Below are 22,148 nucleotides of genomic sequence, written 5' to 3'. Positions count from 1 at the left end.
GCGTTCCTAATGAAGATTCGCCTCGTTCCGGCGCTATTGATTCTGCTGGTGATCGTGGTGACGGTGCGGCTTGGTTTCTGGCAGCGCGACCGCGCGCATCAGAAAGAGGCGCTCGAAGCGCACATCACGCAATTCGAAAGTGCGCCCGCGCAGCCGGTGAGCGCCGCGCCTGTCGCCCTGAAGGACATTGAGTTTCATCGCGTGAAGGCGCGCGGCAGTTTCGTCGCGGACAAGGTCGTCTACCTCGATAATCGTCCGTATAACGATCAGCCGGGCTTTTACGTCGTGATGCCTTTTAAACTGGCCGACGGCGGTTATGTGCTGGTCAATCGCGGTTGGCTGCCGCGCAACATGAACAATCGCGAGACCATCGCGCCGTACACGACGCCGCAAGGCGAAATCGAAATCGAAGGCATCGCGCGGGCCGACGCGTCGCGTGCTTACGAGTTGGGGCAGGGCGGCTCGGCGGAGCATCAGGCGATCCGCCAGAACTTGGATACCGCCGCGTACGCTGCGGAAACCGGTCTGCCGTTGCAACCGTTCGTGATTCAGCAGTTGAGTGACGACGGCGACAAACTGGTGCGCGATTGGCCCGCGCCCACCAGCGGTGTCGAGCGCAATTACGGCTACATGTTCCAGTGGTGGGGCATGGCAGCAGCGGCGCTCGTGTTCGGCTTGTACGCCGCGCGCCGCGCCGCGAAGAAAGAGCACGCGCCTGGCGTATAACGCAGTACAAGCGCAGTACACGCGGCTTGATGACCTGCGTAAGGCCGGGTGGCCGCGCAATCACGCGCACTTATTGAAAGAGGTTTTGTAGTGTCGACGCATTCTTCCCGTTCGCCGCAAGCCGGCAAATCCGCAGCACCGCAGGCGATGCCCGGTCAACCCAACGGCCAGGGCTCGTGGAAGCGCGGCCGCTGGATGTTGCTGTTAGTGGCGATCATTTGCGGCGCACCGATCGCCGTGTCCTATTTCATGTACTACGTGATCAAGCCGGCCGGTGGCAGCACGAGCTACGGCACGCTGGTCGAGCCGCAACGGCCGATTCCCGACTCGCTGATGGTCACGGGCGAGGACGGCAAGCCCGTCAAGTTCTCGTCACTGCGCGGCCGCTGGCTCATGATTTCCGTCGACAACGCCGCGTGCGACAAAGCTTGTGTCACCAAGCTGTACTTCATGCGGCAAATCCGCGCAGCCCAGGGCCCGGAACGCGATCGCGTCGTGGAAGTGTGGCTGCGCACCGATGCAGGCAACGTCGCGGACGTGATACAAAAGGCCTATCCCGACACCGACATGTTGATTGCCGACCCGGCGCAGGTGTCGACCTGGCTGCCCGTGGATAACGGAACAAAACTGAACGACCACATTTACCTGGTCGATCCGAACGGCAATCTGATGATGCGTTTCCCGAAAGATCCGAACCCCAGCAAGATCAAGGGCGATCTGACCAAGCTGCGCAAATGGTCGAGGATCGGCTGATGCCGCAACCAGGGTAAGAAAAGATGTTCGTACTGCAACTGGCCCTGATCGGCTTGTGTATCGCGTTGTTGCCCTTGTCCTACGTGTGGGTCAAGGCCGACGACAACAAATTCCGCAAGCTGGTCTGGCTCACCACCTTCCTCACGCTCGACCTGGTGATGTTCGGCGGCTTCACGCGTCTCACCGATTCCGGCCTCGGCTGCCCCGATTGGCCGGGCTGCTACGGCACGTCGTCGCCGTTCATCGCGCATGCGGCAATCACGGCCGCGCACCAGGCCATGCCCACCGGCCCCGTCAGCATGACGAAGGCCTGGATTGAAATGATCCACCGCTACTTCGCAATGGCGATCGGCGTGCTGATCATCGCGCAGACGATCATTGCGTGGACGGCGCGTATCAAGCGCCGTGCGCTGCATGTGTCGCCGTGGTGGCCGACCTCCCTGCTCCTGCTGATTCTGGTGCAAGGCGCGTTCGGCGCCTGGACCGTGACCATGAAGCTCCAGCCGATTATCGTCACCACGCACCTGCTGCTTGGCCTCGCGCTGCTCGGCACGCTCGGCTGGCTGGCCGTGCGGCAGACGCCGCTCCCAGCCTATGAGCCGGAGGCCGCGCGCTGGCGTGCGGCGGCGCTCGCGGCGCTGGTGCTGCTGATTGCGCAAATCGCGTTGGGCGGCTGGGTCAGCACGAACTACGCGGTGCTTGCGTGCACGGATTTCCCGACCTGCAACGGTCAATGGGTTCCGCCGATGGACTTCGCGCACGGTTTCCACCTGTGGCGCGCGCTCGGCATGACCGGCGACGGCGACATGATCACCCAGGACGCGCTGGTGGCGATCCATTGGACGCACCGCACGTTCGCGATCGTGGTGGTCGCCTATCTCGTCTGGATCGCGCTGAAACTGCGCCGCTTCGAGTCGCTGCGGCGGCCCGCGAACGGCGTGCTGCTGGTGGTGCTGATCCAGTTCATCACCGGCTTGTCGAACATCGTTCTGCAGTGGCCGTTGCCCATTGCGGTCGCGCATAACGGTGGGGCCGCAATCCTGCTGCTTCTGCTCGTTATGTTAAACTTTCGAATCGCTTATAGCCGTCCCGGCCGCGCCGCGCTCCCAGCGCGCGATGCCGCGCCAGCGTGACTTCACATGGACAGCACAACACTCTCCCAAACGCCCGGTAGCCGGGTCTCCCAATACCTCGCCCTGACGAAGCCGCGCGTCACGCAGCTCGCCGTGTTCTGCGCCGTCATCGGCATGTTCCTGTCTACGCCCGGCATGGTGCCGTGGACCTCCCTGATCGGCGGCACCGTCGGTATCTGGCTGCTGGCGGGTGCGGCATTCGCCATCAATTGCCTCGTCGAACAGAAGATCGACGCGAAGATGCGGCGTACCTCGTGGCGGCCGTCCGCCCGTGGCGAAATCACCACTGCGCAGATCCTGCTGTTTTCGGCAGTGCTCGGCGGCGTCGGCATGTGGACGCTCTACACGTTCGCCAATCCGCTTACCATGTGGCTCACGCTGGCCACCTTCGTCGGCTATGCGGTCATCTATACGTTGCTGCTCAAACCCGCCACGCCGCAGAACATCGTGATCGGCGGCGCTTCGGGCGCCATGCCGCCGGCGCTCGGCTGGGCCGCGGTCACGGGCCACGTGCCGGGTGATGCATGGATTCTGGTGCTGATCATCTTCGTGTGGACGCCGCCGCATTTCTGGGCGCTCGCGCTGTATCGCCGCAAAGACTACGAGAATGCAGGCCTGCCGATGCTGCCGAACACGCACGGCGAAAAGTACACGCGCCTGCATATTCTGCTGTACACGGTGATCCTGTTCGCGGTCACGATGATGCCGTTCATCTCCGGCATGAGCGGTGTGGTGTACCTCGTGGCGGCGGTGCTGCTCGGCGCCGTGTTCCTTGCTTACGCGTGGAAGATCTATCGGGAATACTCGGACGATCTGGCGCGCAAGACCTTCCGTTATTCGATCGTCTATCTCTCGCTGCTGTTCGGAGCGCTGTTGATCGACCACTATGCGCGTGTCGTGATTGGCGCGTAATACCATGCTCAAAAACCGCTTCGCGCGCGCAGCGCGTGCCGCTGTGATGGCTTGCGCGCTGGGCGGCGCCTTGCTGGCGGCGGGCTGCGGCAAGCAGCCGCCGGCCTTCCAGAATCTCGACATCACCGGCAATACGCAATTCGGGAGCAACTTCTCGCTGCCCGACACGTCCGGCACCATGCGCACCATGGCGGACTACAAGGGCAAGGTGGTGGTGCTGTTCTTCGGCTATACGCATTGCCCGGACGTGTGCCCGACCACCATGGCCGAGCTCTCGCAAGCGCTGCAGCAACTCGGCCCTGAAGACGCGAAACGCGTGCAGGTGCTGTTCGTCACCGTCGATCCCGAGCGCGACACGCCGCCCTTGCTCGCGCAATACGTGCCGGCGTTCAATCCGACGTTCGTTGGCTTGCGCCCGGCCGATCAGGCGCAGCTCACCAAGATCACCAAAGACTTCCGCGTGTACTACGCGAAGGTGCCGGGCAAAACGCCTGACAGCTACACGATGGATCACACGGCAGCGAGCTATGTGTTCGACACGGACGGCAAGCTGCGTCTGTTCGCGCGTGACGGGCAGGGTGCAACGCCCTGGGTGCACGACATCAAGCTGCTGCTCGACTGATACGCGCATTGCCTGCGGGCACGTGCGGTATCACGCGCCCGCTTTCACTTCCCCCGCGCTAAATAGCGCGCAAGTATTAGCGCTCAAGCCGGAATCGGCATATTCAACCCCGGCGCGAGCCGCGTCGCCTTGAACTCCGTCACCTCGTAATTCGCGAGCTTTTGCTGCGCGAACGGGTCGCTGGCGAGGATCTCATCCAGTCTCTCGCGCTCGATGCGCACCGCCAGAATGATGCCGCCGTCGCGCGGCACTTTGGGGCCGGCCGCCACGAACACACCCGCTTCGAAATGCTGCGTCAGAAATGCGCGATGTGCTTCCAGCGCGTCGTCGACGCGTTCGAGTGATGCCGTGTAGGTGAGATTGATGACGTACATGAGGGCTCTCGCAGACAAAAGGGCGACCGCAAACTACGCGGCCCAAGTCGTCGATTATCGGTCAGCGAGCGGCTCCTTGCGCGCCTTCGATCAGCCCGAGTGTCGTCTCATGCCGTGGCGGCCCTCCTAAGTGCGTTTCTCAAGTTGACCGCTAGCCATGCCGATATATTTGTAGCAATCGTTTGCGCGCGATAGATGACGGGCACGGGGGCGCAAACAGAACACGACTCACACGAGAGAGACCACATCAATGAGCAGGATGAGTTTGAATCGCAAACTATGGCTGTTGCTCGCACTCGTCTGGCTGGGGTTGCTCGGCGTCGGCTTGTGGAGTGCGGTCGAGACGCGCAGCACGATGCTGGCCGAGCGCAAGGCGGGCATGGTGAACCTGGTCGAAGCGGCGCAGGGTATCGTGAACGGCTATTACACGCTTGTGCAAGGAGGCAAGCTGAGCGAAGCGGACGCCCAGCGTGAAGCCCTCGCTCGCCTCGCCACGATGCGCTACGGCGAATCCGGCTACCTGTTCGTGATGAATTCACAACCGGTCGTGCTGATGCACCCGACCCTGCCGCAAATGACGGGCAAGCCGGTGGGCGACTTCAAGGACCCCGACGGCAAGCTGCTGTACGTGGCCATCGTCGACGCGGCCAAGGCAAGCGGCCGGGGCTTCGCCGAGTATCGCGGACGCCTGCCGCACAGCGAGACCGCAGTGCCGAAAATCAGTTACGTGGTGCGTTTCGCGCCGTGGGATTGGAACATTACGAGTGGCGTGTTCATCAAGGACATCGACACCGTGTACTACGACACGCTGCTCGGGCACCTTGCCGTCGTGCTGGTGATCGCCGCGCTCATTTCGCTCGCGATGGTGCTGATCATCCGCAATGTGCGGGGCAGTCTCGGCGGCGAGCCAGACCAGGCGGCGCGGCTCGCGGCGAGTATCGCGCAAGGCGACCTGACGCAGGTGGTTCACGTTCGTCCGCAGGACTCGACCAGCATGATGGCGGCCATGCACGACATGCAGGACCGGTTGCAGCGGACCATCGGCGAGATCCGGCGTTCGGCGGAATCCATCGCGTCGGCGACGCAGCAGATCGCGGCCGGCAACGGCGATCTGTCGCAGCGCACCGAGCAGCAGGCCGCCTCGCTGCAGGAGACCGCGGCGAGCATGGAGGAGCTGACTGCGACGGTGAAGCAGAACGCCGACAACGCCCGGCAGGCGAGCGGCCTCGCGCATAACGCATCCGACATCGCGACCCGTGGCAACGACGTGGTGAGCCGCGTGATCGGCACGATGGGCGAGATCAACGACAGCTCGCGACAGATCGCGGACATCATCGGCGTGATCGAAGGGATCGCGTTTCAGACCAACATTCTCGCGCTGAACGCAGCGGTCGAAGCCGCGCGCGCCGGCGAGCAGGGCCGCGGCTTCGCGGTCGTCGCGGGCGAGGTGCGCAGCCTCGCGCAGCGTTCGGGCACGGCGGCCAAGGAGATCAAGCAGTTGATCAACGCGTCGGTTGAGCGCGTGAACAACGGGTCGACCCTCGTGCAGCAGGCCGGCACGACGATGGGCGAAATTTTGCAGGCAGTGCAGCGTGTGACCGACATCATGGGCGAGATCGCGGCGGCATCCGAAGAGCAGAGCAGCGGCATTGCCCAGGTTGGCCGCGCCGTCACGCAGATGGACGAAGTGACGCAGCAAAATGCCGCGCTGGTCGAGGCGGCGGCGGCCGCGGCTGCTTCGTTGCAGGATCAGGCGGGGCGTCTGCGCGAGACCGTGAGCGCGTTCCGGGTGAGCGCCGCGTAAGCCGCGCCGCTCAAGGTGCATATCCATATGCGATCGTGATATTTCACTTCTCGCCGGTCGTATGAGACCATTTGCGGTCCAGTTGGCGGCGTTCTGCCACAAGCAGACTTGCCGCCGGCTTCCACCCGCATCTGACACTGATCAGAGACCGATTAGAAACAGATTAAAAGCAGCGAGAATCACATGCAGCGCAGAACACTTATCAAGGCCCTCTCGGCACTGGTCGCCGGCGCGGCGATCGTCACCAGCTTCGGCGCGCACGCCGACGACAAAGTCATCAAGGTCGGGACCATCGGCGGTCCGGACGCGCAAATCTGGGAAGTCGTCACGAAAGTGGCGAAGCGCGAAGGCCTCAACGTGAAGGTCGTCGAATTCAACGATTACGTGCAGCCGAACGCCGCACTCGACGCGGGCGACCTCGACGCGAACAGCTTCCAGCACCAGCCGTATCTCGATAGCCAGATCAAGCAGCGCGGCTACAAGATCGTCAACGCCGGCCTCACGTACATCTCCCCGCTCGGCATCTACTCGAAGAAGCTGAAGTCGCTGAAGGATCTGGCGCAAGGCGCGAAGGTCGCGGTGCCGAACGATCCGTCGAACGAAAACCGCGCGCTGCTGTTGCTGCAGGCGCAAGGCGTGATCAAGCTGAAGGCCGGCGCGGGTACCAACGGCAACAACGCGACGGCGCTCGACGTCGCCGAGAATCCGAAGAAGATCAAGCTGGTGGAACTCGACGCCGCGCAACTGCCGCGTTCGCTCGCGGATGTCGACGCTGCCGCGATCAACACGAACTTCGCGCTGGCCGCCGGTCTGCAGCCGACCAAAGACGCCATCGCGCTCGAAGACGTGCACAGCCCGTACGCGAACCTGATCGCCGTGCGTACCCAGGACAAAGACAAGCCGTGGGTCAAGAAGCTGGTCGCGGCGTATCAGTCTGAAGACGTGCGCCAGTTCATCAAGACGCAGTTCAAGGGTTCGGTGGTGCCGTCGTTCTAAGCGGCGGCGCTTCTACAATCCTATAACTCCAGTTCCCACCGCTCGATCATCAGGTCCTTGTCGAAACGGTGCTCAGCCGCCGCGCCGGCAAGCCTGAAGCCGGCGCGCTCGCACAGGCGCCGCGGGTTTTCCAGCGAGGCGGCCGTGGTCAGCGTGAGCTTCGTGTAGCCCGCGCGCCTCGCAAAGCGCACGCACTCGCTGAGCAGTTGGGTGCCGATGCCCAGGCGCTGCACATCCGGCTCGACCCACAGGAGCCGCACCCCCGCCACTGTCGTCGATACCCCGACGATGCACACCGAGCCGACCACCACGCCATTCTGATCGGCCACCCAGCACATCTCCCGCACCCGATCGTTGCGTTGCGCGTAATCGGCGACGATCCGCGCGAGCAGTCCCTCGAACGATTGATCCCAACCGTATTGCGCGGCGAACCACTGTGCCTGCCGATGCACGAGCCAGCCGCATTCGCCGGGGCGCGGCGGGCGCAGCAACACGAGTTCGTGCAGCGGCTTGTCACCGAGCAGCCGCTCGATGACCTTCATTGCCGAGATCAACTGTTCCTGTGAGAGCGCCGACAGGTCGTTGAGCATCGCCGACACTTCTTCGAGCGACGCGCTATCGAGCGGGACATAAGCGGCGTGTCCGCTCTCCGTCAAGGCAATCAGCGACTGCCGCGCATCCGTCTCCGAGGGGCGGCGCGTGATCAGGTTGCGCCGTTCGAAACTGGTGAGCAGACGGCTCAGATAACCGCTGTCGAGACCGAGCGCGCGCCCGAGCACCGAGGCCGTTTGCGCACGTCCGCGGTAGAGCTCGTGTAAAACGCGTACCTCTGTCAGCGAGAATTCGGTCTTCGCCAGATGCTCATGCAGTGCGCCAATGTGCTGCGTATAAAAACGGTTGAAATGGCGGACGGCATGAGCGCGCCGCAGCGCCTCGGAATCGGTCAAATGCTGCTCTCCGGAGGAGTGTTTATGGCTTGCTACTCACCACTATATTGGAAGGTACCCCATTAACAAAAGCTACGCCGGCAGGGTTTCGATCGAATTGGTATTAAAAAGGTATCGATCGCAGCTAGCTTTTTGACTCCGATGAGAACCACCTGGAACCGTGTGGATGCCTTCAAGGCGCTCAAATACGGGTAAGTCCTGGGCTCGCGCAAGGGCTCACAAGCCCCTCCTCAGACTCTCGCAAGCCTTATCCAGCAAGGCTTTGCGCTGAATCTAACCAGCATGGAACCAGTTGATTGACTGGTATTATGTTGGTTATATAATGGGCTCTCATTTTTCGTAGGCAACCTTTTCGCGACGGCCGCCGGAGCCCCATGGAAACTCGCTGGTCCGCACTGACGCCTGACGCCCGCAACGTCACGCCGCTCTATCTGCAGCTCGCGCGCAATCTTGCGACGGCGATTCACTGCGGCGTGTGGTCGGCGGGCGAGGCGCTGCCTTCGGAGCGCACGCTCTCGGATGCGATCGGCGTGTCGCGCATCACCGCACGCAAGGCGATCGAGCTGCTGGTCGAGCAAGGTTTGATCCGGCGGGCGCGGGGCGCCGGCAGCTTCATCACCCCGCGCGTGGAAGATCCGCTGTCACGGCTCACCGGTTTCACGAAGAAGATGCAGCAGCGCGGTTTCCGGCCGGATTCGGTATGGCTCGAGCGCGATATCCGCGCCGCTAACCGTGACGAACTGGTGCACCTCGGGCTCACGCCCGGCGCGGCGGTGGCGAGTCTGCGGCGCCTGCGGCGCGCGGACGGCATTGTGATGGCGGTCGAGCATTCGGCGCTGCCGGTGGCGATCGTGCCCGATCCGCAGACCATCGGCGACTCGCTTTACAGCTATCTCGAACAACGTGGCGCCGCCGTCGTGCGCGCCTTGCAGCACTTTCGCGCGGTCAACGCTTCGGGTGAGATCGCCGCCCTGATGGATATCGAACCGCGTTCGGCGCTGCTGGTCATCACCCGTATCGGCTATAGCGCCGACCAGCGCGCCATCGAAGTGACCGACACCTATTGCCGCGACGACTACTACGATTTCGTCGCTGAATTGCGCACCTGATCCGCGTGGCCGGGCAGGCCGCGAAGCCGGCTCAGGTGCCTCGCGACAAGCGCCATTCAGCCACACCCCGTATTACGCCTCACCAGAGAGACTCATGCTGACCGGAAACATACTCACCACCGATGGGTGGATTCACGGCACGCTCGAATACGAAAACGGCCGTATCACGGCGCTCACCGGCGAGCGCGCCGATCCGTCGACAAACGACGCGCCGTACATCCTGCCCGGCTTCATCGATCTGCACGTGCACGGCGGCGGCGGCTCCGACGTGATGGAAGCGGGCGACGCGATCGAAACGATTACCCGCACGCATGCGCGCTACGGCACGACGAGCCTGCTTGCCACCACCATGACCGCGCCGCGCAACGAACTGATGAGCGTGGTCGCCGGCCTCGGCAACGTGACGCGCACGCGAACGCCAGGCGGCGCGCGCGTGCTCGGCGTGCATCTGGAAGGGCCCTACATCAACCCCGGCAAGCTCGGCGCGCAGCCGGACGCGGCCGTCTCGGCGGTGCTGGACGAAGTGCTGAAGTATCTGTCGATCGCGCCGATCCGCGTGGTCACGCTCGCGCCGGAAATTGCCGGCCACATGGAGATCATCTCCGAAATGGCGGCACGCGGCGTGCGCGTGCAGCTCGGCCATTCGCTCGGCACCTACGACGACGCCGTCGCCGCGCTCAAGCACGGCGCCTGCGGCTTCACGCATCTGTTCAACGCGATGTCGCCGCTGCATCACCGCAATCCCGGGCTGGTCGGCGCGGCACTCGCGCACGCCGAATTCGCCGAAATCATTCCCGATCTGCTGCACGTCCATCCGGGCGCGATCCGCGCCGCCTTGCGCGCGATTCCGCGCCTGTACGTGGTCACGGACAGCACCTCGGCCACCGGCATGCCGGATGGCGAATACCGCCTCGGCAGCCAGCATGTGACGAAGTGCCTCGGCGGTGTGCGTCTCGCCGACGGCACGCTCGCCGGCAGCACCCTGACGATGGATCAGGCGCTGCGCAATCTCGTGTCGATCGGCTTGCCGATCGCCGACGTATCAAACCGCTTGTCGCGCTACGCCGCTGACTACCTGGGCATCGAAGACCGCGGCCGCATCGTGCGCGGCGCGTGGGCCGATGTGGTCGTGTTCGATCGTGAACTGGCGTTGACCGCGACGTATGTCGAAGGAGAAGCAATTGTCGAATATGCTTAAAGAGGCGCTGGCGTCCGCTGAAACGGTCGCCGCGCAACTCTCGGATACCTCGCGCGTCGAGGCGTTGGCGGCGAAGCTCGCGCAAGCGCCGCGCCATGTCGCGCTGACGGTGGCGCGCGGCAGCTCGGACCATGCGGCCAGTTATTTCGCAAGCCTGACGATGAGCCGCCTGGGCGTGCCCGTCGCCTCGCTGCCGATGTCGGTGGCCACGCTGCAACAGGCGCCGCTGCAAGTGCGCGATCAGCTCGCGCTGGCGTTTTCGCAATCGGGCAAGAGCCCGGATCTGGTCGGCACCATGCAGGCGCTGCGTCAAGCCGGCGCGCTGACCGTGGCCGCCGTGAACGCGCCGAGTTCGCCGTTGGCCGATGCGTGCGAGTGGCATCTGCCCCTCGTCGCAGGGCCGGAACTGAGCGTTGCCGCCACCAAGAGCTATATCGCGATGCTGTCGATCTCCGCGCAACTGGTCGCGCATTGGCAGAACGACGCCGAACTGCTCGCCGCGTTGAAAACGCTGCCCGAAGCCCTGCAATCCGCGGGCAAACTCGACTGGTCGAAAGCGGTGGACGAATTGCGCGGCGTCGAGCGCATGATCGTGATCGGCCGTGGTCTGGGTCTTGCCATCGCGCAGGAAGCCGCGCTGAAACTGAAGGAAACCTCCGGCATCCAGGCCGAAGCGTTTTCGAGCGCGGAAGTGCGCCACGGTCCGATGGAACTGATCGACCGCGACTACCCGCTGCTGGTGTTCGCGCCGCGCGGACCGGAACAGGCCGGCCTGTTGCAACTCGCGCACGACATGCGGGCGCGCGGCGCCCGTGTGCTGCTCGCGGCGCCGGCCGACGTGTCGCAAGCGAGCTTGCCGCTCGCAACCACCGCTCATGCTGCGCTCGATCCGATCGCAGCAATCCTGTCCTTTTATGTGATGGCCGCCGGCCTTGCCGCCGCGCGCGGGCGCAATCCCGATGCGCCGCGCCATCTCAACAAAGTCACCGAAACTCACTGACGAGAAATCAGATGCGACGTGTCGAGGAGTCCCGCTTGATGAGCCATTCTGAAGGCCATATTGTTTTGCTCGCGCCAATGACCGGTCCGGTCGTGCCGCTCGCGAAGGTGCCCGACCCTGTGTTTTCGGGCGGCATGTTCGGCGACGGCATTGGCGTCGGTCCGCTCGAGGGCCGACTCGTCGCGCCGTGCGACGGAACGATCACCCATCTCGCGCGCACTGGCCATGCGGTGACGCTGGCCACCGCCGAAGGCGCCGAGATTCTGCTGCACATCGGCATCGACACGGTCGAACTGAACGGCAAGGGCTTTGTGCCGCTGGTCGCTCAAGGCGCCCACGTGCGTGCCGGCCAGGTGCTGATCGAGTTCGATCAGGATCAGGTCGCGCTGAATGCGCCGAGCCTCGTCTCGGTGATCGCGATTGCCAATTCGGACGCGTTCGAGATTGTCGAGCGTGCGCAAGGCGGCCTGCTGAAGGCAGGTGAAACGCCGCTGCTGTTGCTGCGCGCCCGCAGCGGCGCCGCGGCCGACGCAGCGCGCGAGGCGAGTGCGTCGAACGTGACGGAAGAAGCGCGTCAGCAGGTCACGCTGACTCACGCGGGCGGCCTGCATGCACGTCCGGCGGCGCGTGCGCGTGAAGCGGCACGCGGTTTCGATGCGCGCGTCGAAGTGCGTTACGAAGGGCGCAAAGCGGCGATCGAAAGCGTGGTCGGTTTGCTGGGCCTCGGCGCGGGCGAAGGCGCGACCGTCGAACTGCTTGGCGTCGGTCCGCAAGCCCAGGCCGCGATCGAGGCCATTGCTCACGAACTGACGCGTGAGGCGCACGGCGAAGTTGAAGAGAAACCCGCACGCGAGGTTTCCCCCGCGCCGCAAACCGTGGCGCTCGCGGCAGGCGAGACGCTTGCGCCGAATACCCTCGCGGGCGTTTGCGCGGCACCGGGCATCGCGGTTGGCAAACTGGTGCGCTGGGATGACGCGGACATCGATCCGCCGGAAAAGGCGACCGGCACGTCCGCGGCGGAGAGCCGCCTGCTCGACAAGGCGATCGCGGCTGTCGACGCGGACCTCGGCACCACGGTGCGCGATGCGTCGCAGCGTGGCGCGGTGGGCGAAGCAGGCATTTTTGCGGTGCATCGCGTGCTGCTCGAAGATCCCACGCTGCTCGATGCCGCGCGCGATCTGATCAGCCTCGGCAAGAGCGCGGGCTTTGCGTGGCGCGAAGCCATCCGCGCCCAGATCGCCATCCTGGCCAAGATCGAAGACGCGCTGCTCGCGGAACGTGCCTCCGACCTGCGCGACATCGAGAAGCGCGTGCTGCGCGCGCTCGGTTACACGAACGCCGCGGCGCGCACGCTGCCGGACGAGGCCGTGCTCGCGGCTGAGGAGTTCACGCCGTCTGACCTGTCGTCGCTGGATCGCTCGCGTGTCACCGCTCTCGTGATGGCGCGCGGCGGCGCGACCTCGCACGCGGCGATTCTCGCGCGTCAGGCGGGCATTCCCGCGCTGGTGGCAGTCGGCGACGCGTTGCACGCGATTCCCGAAGGCACGCAGGTGGTGGTGAATGCCACCACCGGCCGCCTCGAATTTGCCCCGACCGCGCTCGATGTCGAGCAGGCGCGTCTGGAGCGTAGCCGTCTTGCCGATGTGCGCGAAGCAAATCGCCGCACGTCGCAGCAAGCGGCGGTGACCTCCGACGGCCGCGCGATCGAAGTGGCCGCGAACATCGCCACGCTCGACGACGCGACAACCGCGGTCGAAAACGGCGCCGATTCCGTCGGTCTGCTGCGCACCGAATTGCTATTCATTCATCGCGCGGCTGCGCCGACCACGGAAGAACATCGTCAGAGCTACCAGGCAATTGTGGACGCATTGAGCGGCCGCACCGCGATCATTCGCACGCTGGATGTCGGCGCGGACAAGGAAGTCGACTATCTGACGCTGCCGCCCGAGCCGAATCCCGCGCTTGGACTGCGCGGCATCCGCCTCGCGCAGGTGCGCCCGGATCTGCTCGACGATCAGTTGCGCGGTCTGCTCGCGGTTCAGCCGCTCGGCGCGGTGCGCATTCTGCTGCCGATGGTCACCGACGTCGGCGAATTGATCCGTATCCGCAAGCGCATCGACGAATTTGCCCGCGAGTCGGGCCGCACGGAGCCGATCGAAGTCGGCGTGATGATCGAAGTGCCGTCGGCGGCGTTGCTTGCCGACCAGCTTTCGCAACACGCGGACTTCCTGTCGATCGGCACCAACGATCTGACCCAATACACGCTCGCCATGGACCGCTGCCAGGCCGACCTCGCGGCGCAGGCCGACGGTTTGCACCCGGCCGTGCTGCGCCTGATCGCGGCCACCGTGCAAGGCGCGGACAAGCATGGCAAATGGGTCGGCGTGTGCGGTGCGCTGGCAGGCGATCCGCTCGCCATGCCGCTGCTCGTCGGCCTCGGCGTGACCGAGCTTTCGGTGGACCCGGTCTCGGTGCCGGGCATCAAGGCGCGTGTGCGCAAACTCGATTATCAGCTGTGCCGCCAACGCGCCCAGGATGCCCTGGCGCTCGAATCGGCGCAAGCGGTAAGAGCAGCAAGCCGCGAAACCTGGCCTTTGGACTGAGCCCCGTACGGTCCGCGACCAACTTCGCACAGACACTTCGTATCGCTACAAAACTCAACGACGTCAGTCGACCACGAGACAAGGATTGGAGATATCCATGGATGGGAATCCGTTTCTGAAAATTCAGCGCCTGGGACGCGCGCTGATGCTGCCGATTGCGGTGCTGCCGGTTGCCGGCCTGCTGCTGCGCCTCGGCCAGCCCGATGTGTTCAACATCAAGATGATCGCCGACGCCGGCGGCGCGATCTTCGACAACCTGCCGCTGCTGTTGGCGATCGGCGTGGCGGTCGGTTTCGCGAAAGACAATAACGGCGTGGCGGGTCTTGCGGGTGCGATCGGCTACCTGGTCGAAGTCGCGGTGATGAAGGACATCAACGACAAGCTCAACATGGGCGTGTTGTCCGGGATCGTGGCGGGTATCGTCGCGGGCATGCTGTACAACCGCTACAAGGACATCAAGCTGCCCGACTACCTGGCCTTCTTCGGAGGGAAACGCTTCGTGCCGATTGTCACGGGGGTGGTCTGCCTCGTGCTCGGTATAACGTTCGGCTATGTGTGGCAACCGGTGCAAGCCGTGATCGATACGGCCGGCCACTGGCTGACCACCGCGGGCGCGTTGGGCGCGTTCGTGTTCGGCGTGCTGAACCGCTTGCTGCTTGTCACGGGTCTGCATCACATTCTCAATTCGCTGACGTGGTTCGTGTTCGGCACGTTCACGCCGCCGGGCGGCGCCGCGGTCACCGGTGACCTGCATCGCTTCTTCGCGGGCGACCCGACTGCGGGCACCTTCATGACGGGCTTCTTCCCGATCATGATGTTCGGCCTGCCGGCCGCGTGTCTGGCAATGTTCCATGAAGCGCCGAAGGAGCGCCGTGCGGTGGTCGGCGGCCTGCTGTTCTCGATGGCCCTCACGTCGTTTCTCACGGGCGTGACCGAGCCGATCGAATTCAGCTTCATGTTCCTCGCACCGGTGCTGTACGTGATTCACGCGCTGTTGACGGGGCTCTCGCTCGCTATCTGTTCGGCGCTTGGCATTCACCTCGGCTTCACGTTCTCCGCCGGCGCCATCGACTACGTGCTGAATTACGGCCTGTCGACGCGGGGCTGGTGGGCGATTCCGCTCGGCCTCGTGTACATGGTGGTGTACTACGGCCTGTTCCGCTTCTTTATCCGTAAGTTCAACATGGCGACGCCGGGCCGCGAACCGGCTGCCGCTGACGAGCAGGTCGATTCGTTCACGGCAGGCGGCTTCGTGTCGCCGGTCGCCGGTGCGGCCGTGCCGCGTGCGCAGCGCTATATCGCCGCGCTTGGCGGCGCGTCGAATCTGTCGGTGGTGGATGCCTGCACGACGCGTTTGCGTCTGTCGGTAGTCGATTCGAACAAGGTCAACGAAAACGAACTGAAGACGATCGGTGCGCGTGGTGTGCTCAAGCGCGGCTCGACCAATGTGCAGGTGATCATCGGACCGGAAGCGGACATCATTGCGGATGAAATCCGTACGGTGATCGCGCAGGGTGGTGGCGATACGGCCAAGCCGGTGGCGGCGGCTCCTGCCGCTTCCGCCGCTCGTGCTGCTGCCGCGCCGGTGGCGTCGTCGGTCGCCCATCAAGGCGGTGCGCTCGATCCGGATCCGCTGCGCTGGCTCGCCGTGTTTGGCGGCGCTGGCAACGTCGTGTCGCTCGATGCGGTGGCGACGACGCGCCTGCGTATTGTCGTGCGCGATCCGTCGGCAGTCGATCGTCAGCGTCTCGCCACGCTCGACACCGCATGGATCTCCGCGGACACGTTCCATATCGTCGTAGGCGAAGCCGCGCCGAGCTATGCGGAGAAACTGACGGCGCGCATGTCTGAAAGCGGCGGCGCAACGCCTTTGCCGGCGTAACGGCGTGTCGCCGGGGCGGCCGTGGCCGCTTTGGTCCCGTTAGTTTTCCAGTAGCGTTAGAAAAAAAGCGGCACCTTGATTCGATTCAAGGTGCCGCTTTTGCGTTTCCGCCGCATGCTGCGTTAACGCGTTGTCTGTTTACCCACTTCCAACGGCCGGCGCGATTCCAGCCACATCACGTTGATGACGCCGAACGCCAACGCCACGCCAATGCCAAGCAGCCAACTGAAATACCACATCACAAACTCCTGTTAAGCGTATTGCCGATCAGTACATCGAATGGTGATTTTCTTCGAGCGCCGCGTGCGTCACCTTGCCGCGCATCACGCGATACACCCAGCTCGTGTAGATCAGGATGATGGGCAGGAACACGATCACTGCGACCAGCATGATCTGCAGCGTCATGCGGCTCGAGGTCGAATCCCATACGGTGAGGCTGCTGCGGCCGTCCAGTGATGAGGGCATGATGAACGGGAACATCGAAAAGCCCGCGGTCAGAATCACGCCGATGATCATCAGCGAAGTCGACAGAAAGGCGCTCTTCTCGAAGCGCGAGCGCGCGAGCAACGTGGCCAGCAGGCCACCGACGATGCCGGCCACGGGCGCGGCCACCATCCACGGATAGCTGGCGTAGTTGGTGAGCCACAGGCCGGGCGCGCCGATCACGTTCTTCGTCAGCGGATTGGCGACCGTGTTGAGCGGCGGCGCGTCGATCACCTGGTAGCCGCCGATCATCGTGGCGATCAACGCGCCGGCGATCAGGAACAGAACCACTCCGGAGAACGAAGCGATGCGCAATGCCAGCGACGCGCGCTGCGCCACCACGCCATCCGATTTCATCTTCACGAAGGCCGCGCCGTGGGCGGCCAGCATCGACACGCTGACAAGGCCGCACAACACCGCGAACGGATTGAGCAACGCGAAGAATCCGCCGTGGTAGGTGACGCGCAGGTCGGTATCGAACGAGAACGGCACGCCTTGCAGCAGGTTGCCGAACGCAACGCCGAACACCAGCGCCGGCACGAAGCCGCCGACGAACAGTGCCCAGTCCCACGCACTGCGCCAGCGCGGATCTTCACGTTTGCTGCGGTAGTCGAAGCCGACCGGCCGGAAGAACAGCGAAAACAGCACGAGCAGCATCGCGAAGTAGAAGCCTGAAAACGATGCGGCATACACCAGCGGCCACGCGGCGAACATCGCGCCGCCGGCCGTGATGAGCCAGACCTGATTGCCTTCCCACGTCGCGCCGACCGTATTCACGACGATGCGTCGCTCGGCGTCGGTCTTGCCGATGAACGGCAGCAGAATCGCCGCGCCCATGTCGAAGCCGTCGGTGAGCGCGAAGCCGATCAGCAGCACGCCGATCAGCACCCACCAGATCAGTTTGAGAGTTGCGTAATCCATGGTGAACTTTCCCTTGATGCTCAGTGGCGGCGAATCAGGCGGCCGTGTTGGACGGCAGCGGCTGATTCAGCGGCTGGCGTTGTTCGTGGTGATAGCGCCCCGTGTGCAGCGATGAAGGGCCGAGCCGTGCGTACTTGAACATCAGCATGATTTCGATGATGAACAGCACCGTGTAGAACACCACGAAGCCGGCGATACTCAGATAGAGATCGCCCGGCGTCAGACTCGAGACCGACAGGCTGGTCGGCAGAATGCCGGCGATGGTCCACGGTTGACGGCCCACTTCAGCGACGATCCAGCCAAACTCAGCCGCGAGCCACGGCAGCGGAATCGCCCACACGGCCCAGCGCAGGAACCAGCGGCGCTTTTCCAGTAACAGGGAGCGTTGCGCGCAAAACCAGAACGCCAGCACGAAGGTGGCGAGGAACAGCATGCCGAGGCCGACCATCAGCCGGAACGAGAAGAACACCGGCGCGACAGGCGGAATGGTTTTCTTGGCGGCCTGGGCAATCTGATCCGGCGTGGCGTCGGTGACGTTCGCCGTGAACTGCTTGAGCATCAGACCGTAGCCGAGATCCTCTTTGTGGGCGTCGAAGGCGGCTTTGGCTTCGTCTGTTGCGTCGCCTTGTTTCAGCTTCTGCAGCGCGGCGTAGGCGAGCATGCCGTTCTTGATGCGCTCTTCGTTGCGCGCCATCAGATCCTTCAGGCCGATCACGGGCTCGTCCAGCGAACGCGTGGCGATGAGGCCGAGCGCATACGGAATACGGATCGCGTAGTCCGTGCGCTCTTCCTTCTGATTCGGAATGCCGATGATCGTGAACGGGGCCGGCGCAGGCGCGGTTTCCCATTCGGATTCGATCGCGGCCAGTTTCACCTGTTGAACTTCGCCGGTGCGGTAGCCGGATTCGTCGCCGAGCACGATTACGCACAAGGTGGACGCGAGGCCAAAGCCGGCGGCAATCGCGAACGAGCGCAGTGCGAATTCGGTGTCGCGGCGCTTCAGCAGATACCACGACGACACGCCCAGCACGAACATCGACGCCGTAACGTAACCGGCCGAGACGGTGTGCACGAACTTCACCTGCGCGACCGGATTGAACAGCACGGAAAAAATGCTGTCGAGTTCCATGCGCATGGTCTGATAGTTGAAGGTGGCGCCGACCGGGTTGTTCATCCAGCCGTTGGCCACCAGAATCCACAACGCTGACAGGTTCGATCCGAGTGCGACGAGAAACGTGACGAACACGTGCTGCACTTTCGAGAGCCGTTTCCAGCCGAAGAAGAACAGACCGACGAAGGTCGATTCGAGGAAGAACGCCATTAACCCTTCAACGGCGAGCGGCACGCCGAAAATGTCGCCGACATAGTGCGAGTAGTACGACCAGTTGGTGCCGAACTGGAACTCCAGCGTGAGACCGGTGGTGACGCCCATCGCAAAGTTAATGCCGAACAGCTTGCCCCAGAACTGGGTCATGTCCTTGTAGATCTGTTTGCCGGTCATTACATAGACGGATTCCATGATGACGAGCAACCACGACAGGCCAAGGGTGAGCGGCACGAACAGAAAGTGATAAAGCGCCGTGATGGCGAACTGGAGGCGCGATAGTTCTACGACTTCGCTAACGGGCATGTTGATCACCTTGGGACGGATGCGAGGCAGGCACGGACAACAGTGCCTGCGCGACTTGCTCAGGCGGCAGCGACATATGCTCCGCCTGCGGATGATTGAAGAACGTGTACTTGAGCGCCATCAGCAGTACGAATTTGATGGCGAGGACAATGGCGATATCCCGCGCCAGTGTCGGACCCCGCACCCAGCCGGCGAGCCGTTTGCGCAGACTCGAGCGGGACGTGGTGTTGCGATTGAGGGCTATGGTCATAATCGGTAGAAGGCAACTTCACACCGGTGGATCCGGCTGGCGCCAGACCGCGCGAACGGTCTGGTAAGTGCACCCCGATATTAAGAGCAGAGCACCCGCGCGTAGGAGTTCAGTGCTGCGGCATTGGGTCGCGAACCCTGCTCGGTCTGAGCAGTATTGCTATCTGGTTTGTGATACGTCAAGAAACGCGTGTCGCACGGGCGTGTTCCCGAGTGAGGGTGCGCGTGCGCGAATGCGCCGCCGCGAGGGCGAAAAAAAGCCCCGCCTTCTTGCGAGGGCGGGGCTGTGCGGCTGGATCGAGCAAGCCAGGCGAACCGGCTTGTTAAACGCTTCTCAGGCCTTATGCGTACTCGATCAGTGCGCCGCGCATTTTTTTCATGGCGCTCGCCTCGATCTGGCGAATCCGCTCGGCCGAGACGCCGAACTCGTCGGCCAGTTCATGCAGCGTCGAGCCGCCCGAGCCGTCGTCTTCCACCTTCAGCCAGCGTGCCTCGATGATGCGACGGCTGCGGGCGTCGAGTGCGTCCAGCGCGCTGGCGATGCCGTCGCTTTGCAGCTTGTCGCGTTGGCGCGACGCCAGCACGGCGGTCGGTTCGCTATGCGAATCGGCCAGATAGGCGATCGGCGCGTACGACTCTTCGCCGTCTTCGACCTGGCCCTCCAGCGCGATGTCGCCGCCGGACAGACGCGTTTCCATTTCAGCGACTTCTTCGCGCTTCACGTTCAGCTCTTTGGCGAGACCTTCGATCTCGTCCGGCGTGAACGCGCCCAGCCCCTGTTTGTGGCTGCGCAGGTTAAAGAACAGCTTGCGCTGCGCTTTGGTGGTGGCGACCTTCACCATGCGCCAGTTGCGCAGAATGTATTCGTGAATCTCAGCCTTGATCCAATGCATGGCGTACGACACGAGGCGCACGTTCTGCTCGGGGTCGAAGCGCTTCACGGCCTTCATCAGGCCGATATTGCCTTCCTGAATCAGGTCGGCGTGCGGCAACCCATACCCGAGATAGTTGCGCGCGATCGACACGACCAGCCGCAGGTGCGACAGGACCAAGCGGCGCGCCGACTCGAGGTTGTCGTGCTCGCGAAATTCGGTGGCGAACTGGCGTTCTTCCGCCGACGTCAGCATCGGAATCCGGTTGACGGCCTGGATGTAGGCGTCGATATTGCCCAGTTGACCGGGCAGCAGCGAGGAATGCGAGAGCGCCAGTGCACCTGCCGAAGCGGCCTTAGCCGACGACTGGCTCAAAGTACTCGGAAGGGTCATAGCATGGCTCACGAAGGAAACTCCTTTGGAATCAGACAAAAGCTTATTCAGGTAACGACTCCAGCGATGGATGTTAGCACTCTGAATTGCCGAGTGCTAATACTTAGAGGATGTAGGGGCATCCGAGTTCCGCAAATTTCTATTGAAATTCGTGTTTCGATAGCCATGGGGAGTGTTCGCCAGTGCGCATATCTTGGGCGCAGGATTACCCTAGTAAGCCAGTTTCTTGCTTATAAGTAACCTATATTTCCGGGTATGGAGGTGACTAATTGCGGAGAGGTATCAATTATTCATACAATACGACGAACAAAAAAACACTTTAGAATGAACAAACTTTTTACAAATTGTTCAACGTTCGGCGAAGCTCGGGTGTTAGATGAACAACAAAAAGAGTGTTTGGCGTGATCTGGCTCTAAAAGGCGCGGCAGTTGTTCTGCTAGTCGGGGCGTCGGGGCTGGCTTCCGCGGATCAATTTGGGATGCAGGTGGGCGCCGGTTTTGGCGATCGCCACGTCAAAAAACTCGATCTTAGTCTGGTCTGGGATCCGGGGCTGACCTGGTGGCAGATCGGTGATTGGCACTTCGCGCTGATCGGCGAAGCCAACGCGTCCTGGTGGCATACCAACGAAGGCAACGTCCACGACAACATCGGCGAGTTTGGAGTCACGCCGCTTATCCGATTCATCAAGGGGTCGGGTCTGATTCGCCCGTATGCCGAATTGGGCTCGGGCATCCGCGTGCTGACGAGTCCCCGGATATCTTCGACCTTCACGTTGGGCACGGCGTTCCAGTTCACCGAGATGGCCGGTGTGGGGCTACAGTTCGGTAGCCGCCAGCAGTACCAAGCAGGCTACCGCTTCCAGCATATTTCAGACGGCGGTATCAAAGAGCCGAATCCTGGTATAAATTTCCACCAGCTATATCTGCAATATAACTTCTGACGACCGTGGCCACGTAAGGCTCACCGGTGCGAGGGGCTGAGCGATGGTGGCAAAGATAATCGAGGCGATTCGAGGACTGGAGCGAGAGCGTTTTCGTGCGATGGTCGAGGGTGACGGGCAATCGCTCGACACGCTGCTCGCCGACAACGTGAGCTATGTTCACACGAACGGCAAGCGAGAAACGAAGCGGCAGTTCATCGACGGAATCACTGCGGGGCGCCGCCGCTATCGCCAGATCGAAATACAGTCGCAAGACGTGTTGCCGGTGGGGCGCGAGACATGCGTCGTGACCGGCCGCGCACTGATCGAAATGGAAGCGAATAACGGCGCGCTGCTGTTTCCGATTGCCTACACGGCAATCCATGTGCAGGAAGACGGGCGGTGGCGCCTGATCGCCTGGCAGGCAACCCGTTGCGCAATCGAGTGAGCCTTGTGGGCCCACTCCGGCGGGCCGGCTGCGCCTTGTGAGCGGCCGGCTGTCGCGAGCGCGCGGTTGACGCGCTCGTGCCTGACGCTCAAGCCGTGACACTCTCCCTATCTACGCCCATCCACTCCGTGTGATTCGCCGAACCGGCCGTGGCCCCACGGTCTTCGTGCATGG

Annotated in this window: 21 protein-coding genes; 14 read left to right on the top strand and 7 right to left on the bottom strand. The window is 63.3% G+C overall.

Going from position 1 to position 22,148, the window contains the following annotated elements; all coding sequences use genetic code 11:
* Nucleotides 1–9: 9 nt before the first annotated feature.
* The 5 genes from A6V37_RS05610 (at nt 10) to A6V37_RS05590 (ending at nt 4,146) form a co-directional block, all read left to right on the top strand.
* A complete protein-coding gene (locus A6V37_RS05610; RefSeq protein ID WP_064266647.1) occupies nt 10–726 on the top strand; it encodes an SURF1 family protein in 717 nt (238 codons plus the stop codon).
* Nucleotides 727–816: 90 nt separating this feature from the next.
* On the top strand, nt 817–1,479 hold the full coding sequence (locus A6V37_RS05605) for an SCO family protein (protein WP_064285843.1): 663 nt from the start codon (nt 817–819) through the stop codon (nt 1,477–1,479).
* 23 nt (nt 1,480–1,502) lie between these two features.
* Nucleotides 1,503–2,612, top strand: coding sequence for a COX15/CtaA family protein (locus A6V37_RS05600; RefSeq protein ID WP_064285842.1), 1,110 nt, complete (start codon nt 1,503–1,505; stop codon nt 2,610–2,612).
* Nucleotides 2,613–2,618: 6 nt separating this feature from the next.
* The gene (cyoE, locus tag A6V37_RS05595) at nt 2,619–3,524 is read left to right on the top strand and encodes a heme o synthase (RefSeq protein WP_064266641.1); all 906 of its coding nucleotides are present in this window, start codon (nt 2,619–2,621) and stop codon (nt 3,522–3,524) included.
* A 4-nt stretch (nt 3,525–3,528) separates the two neighbouring features.
* Entirely contained in the window at nt 3,529–4,146 is a 618-nt protein-coding gene (locus A6V37_RS05590; RefSeq protein WP_064266639.1) for an SCO family protein, read from the top strand.
* Between the two features lie 83 nt (nt 4,147–4,229).
* Here A6V37_RS05590 and A6V37_RS05585 read toward each other — a convergent pair whose 3' ends face one another.
* Entirely contained in the window at nt 4,230–4,520 is a 291-nt protein-coding gene (locus A6V37_RS05585; RefSeq protein ID WP_064266637.1) for a YciI family protein, read from the bottom strand.
* 250 nt (nt 4,521–4,770) lie between these two features.
* Here A6V37_RS05585 and A6V37_RS05580 point away from each other — a divergent pair, with 250 nt between their 5' ends.
* Nucleotides 4,771–6,324, top strand: coding sequence for a methyl-accepting chemotaxis protein (locus A6V37_RS05580; protein WP_064285841.1), 1,554 nt, complete (start codon nt 4,771–4,773; stop codon nt 6,322–6,324).
* A 183-nt stretch (nt 6,325–6,507) separates the two neighbouring features.
* Complete coding sequence (locus A6V37_RS05575) at nt 6,508–7,320, top strand: MetQ/NlpA family ABC transporter substrate-binding protein (protein ID WP_064266631.1); 813 nt, start codon at nt 6,508–6,510, stop codon at nt 7,318–7,320.
* A 20-nt stretch (nt 7,321–7,340) separates the two neighbouring features.
* Here A6V37_RS05575 and A6V37_RS05570 read toward each other — a convergent pair whose 3' ends face one another.
* Complete coding sequence (locus A6V37_RS05570; protein ID WP_064266629.1) at nt 7,341–8,267, bottom strand: bifunctional helix-turn-helix transcriptional regulator/GNAT family N-acetyltransferase; 927 nt, start codon at nt 8,265–8,267, stop codon at nt 7,341–7,343.
* Nucleotides 8,268–8,641: 374 nt separating this feature from the next.
* Between A6V37_RS05570 and A6V37_RS05565 the strand changes: the two genes are divergently transcribed.
* From A6V37_RS05565 to nagE, 5 genes are all read left to right on the top strand, one after another.
* Nucleotides 8,642–9,376, top strand: coding sequence for a GntR family transcriptional regulator (locus A6V37_RS05565; protein ID WP_064266622.1), 735 nt, complete (start codon nt 8,642–8,644; stop codon nt 9,374–9,376).
* Between the two features lie 94 nt (nt 9,377–9,470).
* Nucleotides 9,471–10,574 (top strand): N-acetylglucosamine-6-phosphate deacetylase, encoded by a 1,104-nt coding sequence (nagA, locus tag A6V37_RS05560; RefSeq protein WP_064285840.1) that lies wholly within the window; start codon nt 9,471–9,473, stop codon nt 10,572–10,574.
* Nucleotides 10,558–11,574 carry an SIS domain-containing protein gene (locus A6V37_RS05555; RefSeq protein WP_207547595.1) on the top strand — a complete coding sequence of 339 codons (1,017 nt, stop codon included), beginning with the start codon at nt 10,558–10,560 and terminating at the stop codon, nt 11,572–11,574. Before nagA ends, A6V37_RS05555 begins: the two co-directional genes overlap by 17 nt.
* Before the next feature lie 38 nt (nt 11,575–11,612).
* Nucleotides 11,613–14,177, top strand: a complete 2,565-nt coding sequence (gene ptsP / locus A6V37_RS05550; protein WP_064285839.1) for a phosphoenolpyruvate--protein phosphotransferase — start codon at nt 11,613–11,615, stop codon at nt 14,175–14,177.
* Nucleotides 14,178–14,274: 97 nt separating this feature from the next.
* Entirely contained in the window at nt 14,275–16,059 is a 1,785-nt protein-coding gene (gene nagE / locus A6V37_RS05545) for an N-acetylglucosamine-specific PTS transporter subunit IIBC (RefSeq protein ID WP_064285838.1), read from the top strand.
* A gap of 122 nt (nt 16,060–16,181) precedes the next feature.
* Here the strand turns inward: nagE and cydX are convergent, their stop codons facing one another.
* The 5 genes from cydX to rpoH all read right to left on the bottom strand — a co-directional run bounded on the left by cydX (nt 16,182) and on the right by rpoH (nt 20,619).
* Nucleotides 16,182–16,298: a cytochrome bd-I oxidase subunit CydX gene (gene cydX / locus A6V37_RS05540; RefSeq protein WP_064266613.1), complete on the bottom strand. Its 117-nt coding sequence runs from the start codon at nt 16,296–16,298 to the stop codon at nt 16,182–16,184.
* Between the two features lie 28 nt (nt 16,299–16,326).
* Nucleotides 16,327–17,463 (bottom strand): cytochrome d ubiquinol oxidase subunit II, encoded by a 1,137-nt coding sequence (cydB, locus tag A6V37_RS05535; RefSeq protein ID WP_064266610.1) that lies wholly within the window; start codon nt 17,461–17,463, stop codon nt 16,327–16,329.
* Between the two features lie 34 nt (nt 17,464–17,497).
* A complete protein-coding gene (locus tag A6V37_RS05530) occupies nt 17,498–19,093 on the bottom strand; it encodes a cytochrome ubiquinol oxidase subunit I (RefSeq protein WP_064267167.1) in 1,596 nt (531 codons plus the stop codon).
* A complete protein-coding gene (gene cydP, locus A6V37_RS05525) occupies nt 19,083–19,343 on the bottom strand; it encodes a cytochrome oxidase putative small subunit CydP (protein WP_064266608.1) in 261 nt (86 codons plus the stop codon). The genes A6V37_RS05530 and cydP overlap by 11 nt, the downstream gene beginning before the upstream one ends.
* 340 nt (nt 19,344–19,683) lie before the next feature.
* The gene (gene rpoH / locus A6V37_RS05520) at nt 19,684–20,619 is read right to left on the bottom strand and encodes an RNA polymerase sigma factor RpoH (RefSeq protein WP_064266606.1); all 936 of its coding nucleotides are present in this window, start codon (nt 20,617–20,619) and stop codon (nt 19,684–19,686) included.
* 364 nt (nt 20,620–20,983) lie between these two features.
* Here rpoH and A6V37_RS05515 point away from each other — a divergent pair, with 364 nt between their 5' ends.
* Nucleotides 20,984–21,547, top strand: a complete 564-nt coding sequence (locus A6V37_RS05515; protein ID WP_064266604.1) for an acyloxyacyl hydrolase — start codon at nt 20,984–20,986, stop codon at nt 21,545–21,547.
* A gap of 43 nt (nt 21,548–21,590) precedes the next feature.
* Entirely contained in the window at nt 21,591–21,974 is a 384-nt protein-coding gene (locus A6V37_RS05510) for a nuclear transport factor 2 family protein (protein WP_064266603.1), read from the top strand.
* Nucleotides 21,975–22,148: the final 174 nt, after the last annotated feature.

This window comes from Paraburkholderia ginsengiterrae (assembly GCF_001645125.1).
In the GTDB taxonomy this organism is placed as follows: domain Bacteria; phylum Pseudomonadota; class Gammaproteobacteria; order Burkholderiales; family Burkholderiaceae; genus Paraburkholderia; species Paraburkholderia ginsengiterrae.
Note: the sequence above shows the minus strand (reverse complement) of the source record. Positions and strands in the feature narration are given on the sequence as shown.

What these genes read in the sequence shown, in the direction of transcription:
- A6V37_RS05530 (WP_064267167.1), bottom strand. Translation starts at nt 19,093, where the DNA reads ATGCCCGTTAGCGAAGTCGTAGAACTATCGCGCCTCCAGTTCGCCATC.
- A6V37_RS05600 (WP_064285842.1), top strand. Translation starts at nt 1,503, where the DNA reads ATGTTCGTACTGCAACTGGCCCTGATCGGCTTGTGTATCGCGTTGTTG.
- nagA (WP_064285840.1), top strand. Translation starts at nt 9,471, where the DNA reads ATGCTGACCGGAAACATACTCACCACCGATGGGTGGATTCACGGCACG.
- ptsP (WP_064285839.1), top strand. Translation starts at nt 11,613, where the DNA reads ATGAGCCATTCTGAAGGCCATATTGTTTTGCTCGCGCCAATGACCGGT.
- A6V37_RS05510 (WP_064266603.1), top strand. Translation starts at nt 21,591, where the DNA reads ATGGTGGCAAAGATAATCGAGGCGATTCGAGGACTGGAGCGAGAGCGT.
- cydB (WP_064266610.1), bottom strand. Translation starts at nt 17,463, where the DNA reads ATGGATTACGCAACTCTCAAACTGATCTGGTGGGTGCTGATCGGCGTG.
- cyoE (WP_064266641.1), top strand. Translation starts at nt 2,619, where the DNA reads ATGGACAGCACAACACTCTCCCAAACGCCCGGTAGCCGGGTCTCCCAA.
- A6V37_RS05585 (WP_064266637.1), bottom strand. Translation starts at nt 4,520, where the DNA reads ATGTACGTCATCAATCTCACCTACACGGCATCACTCGAACGCGTCGAC.
- A6V37_RS05575 (WP_064266631.1), top strand. Translation starts at nt 6,508, where the DNA reads ATGCAGCGCAGAACACTTATCAAGGCCCTCTCGGCACTGGTCGCCGGC.
- A6V37_RS05610 (WP_064266647.1), top strand. Translation starts at nt 10, where the DNA reads ATGAAGATTCGCCTCGTTCCGGCGCTATTGATTCTGCTGGTGATCGTG.
- cydP (WP_064266608.1), bottom strand. Translation starts at nt 19,343, where the DNA reads ATGACCATAGCCCTCAATCGCAACACCACGTCCCGCTCGAGTCTGCGC.
- A6V37_RS05580 (WP_064285841.1), top strand. Translation starts at nt 4,771, where the DNA reads ATGAGCAGGATGAGTTTGAATCGCAAACTATGGCTGTTGCTCGCACTC.
- nagE (WP_064285838.1), top strand. Translation starts at nt 14,275, where the DNA reads ATGGATGGGAATCCGTTTCTGAAAATTCAGCGCCTGGGACGCGCGCTG.
- A6V37_RS05565 (WP_064266622.1), top strand. Translation starts at nt 8,642, where the DNA reads ATGGAAACTCGCTGGTCCGCACTGACGCCTGACGCCCGCAACGTCACG.
- cydX (WP_064266613.1), bottom strand. Translation starts at nt 16,298, where the DNA reads ATGTGGTATTTCAGTTGGCTGCTTGGCATTGGCGTGGCGTTGGCGTTC.
- A6V37_RS05515 (WP_064266604.1), top strand. Translation starts at nt 20,984, where the DNA reads ATGAACAACAAAAAGAGTGTTTGGCGTGATCTGGCTCTAAAAGGCGCG.
- A6V37_RS05590 (WP_064266639.1), top strand. Translation starts at nt 3,529, where the DNA reads ATGCTCAAAAACCGCTTCGCGCGCGCAGCGCGTGCCGCTGTGATGGCT.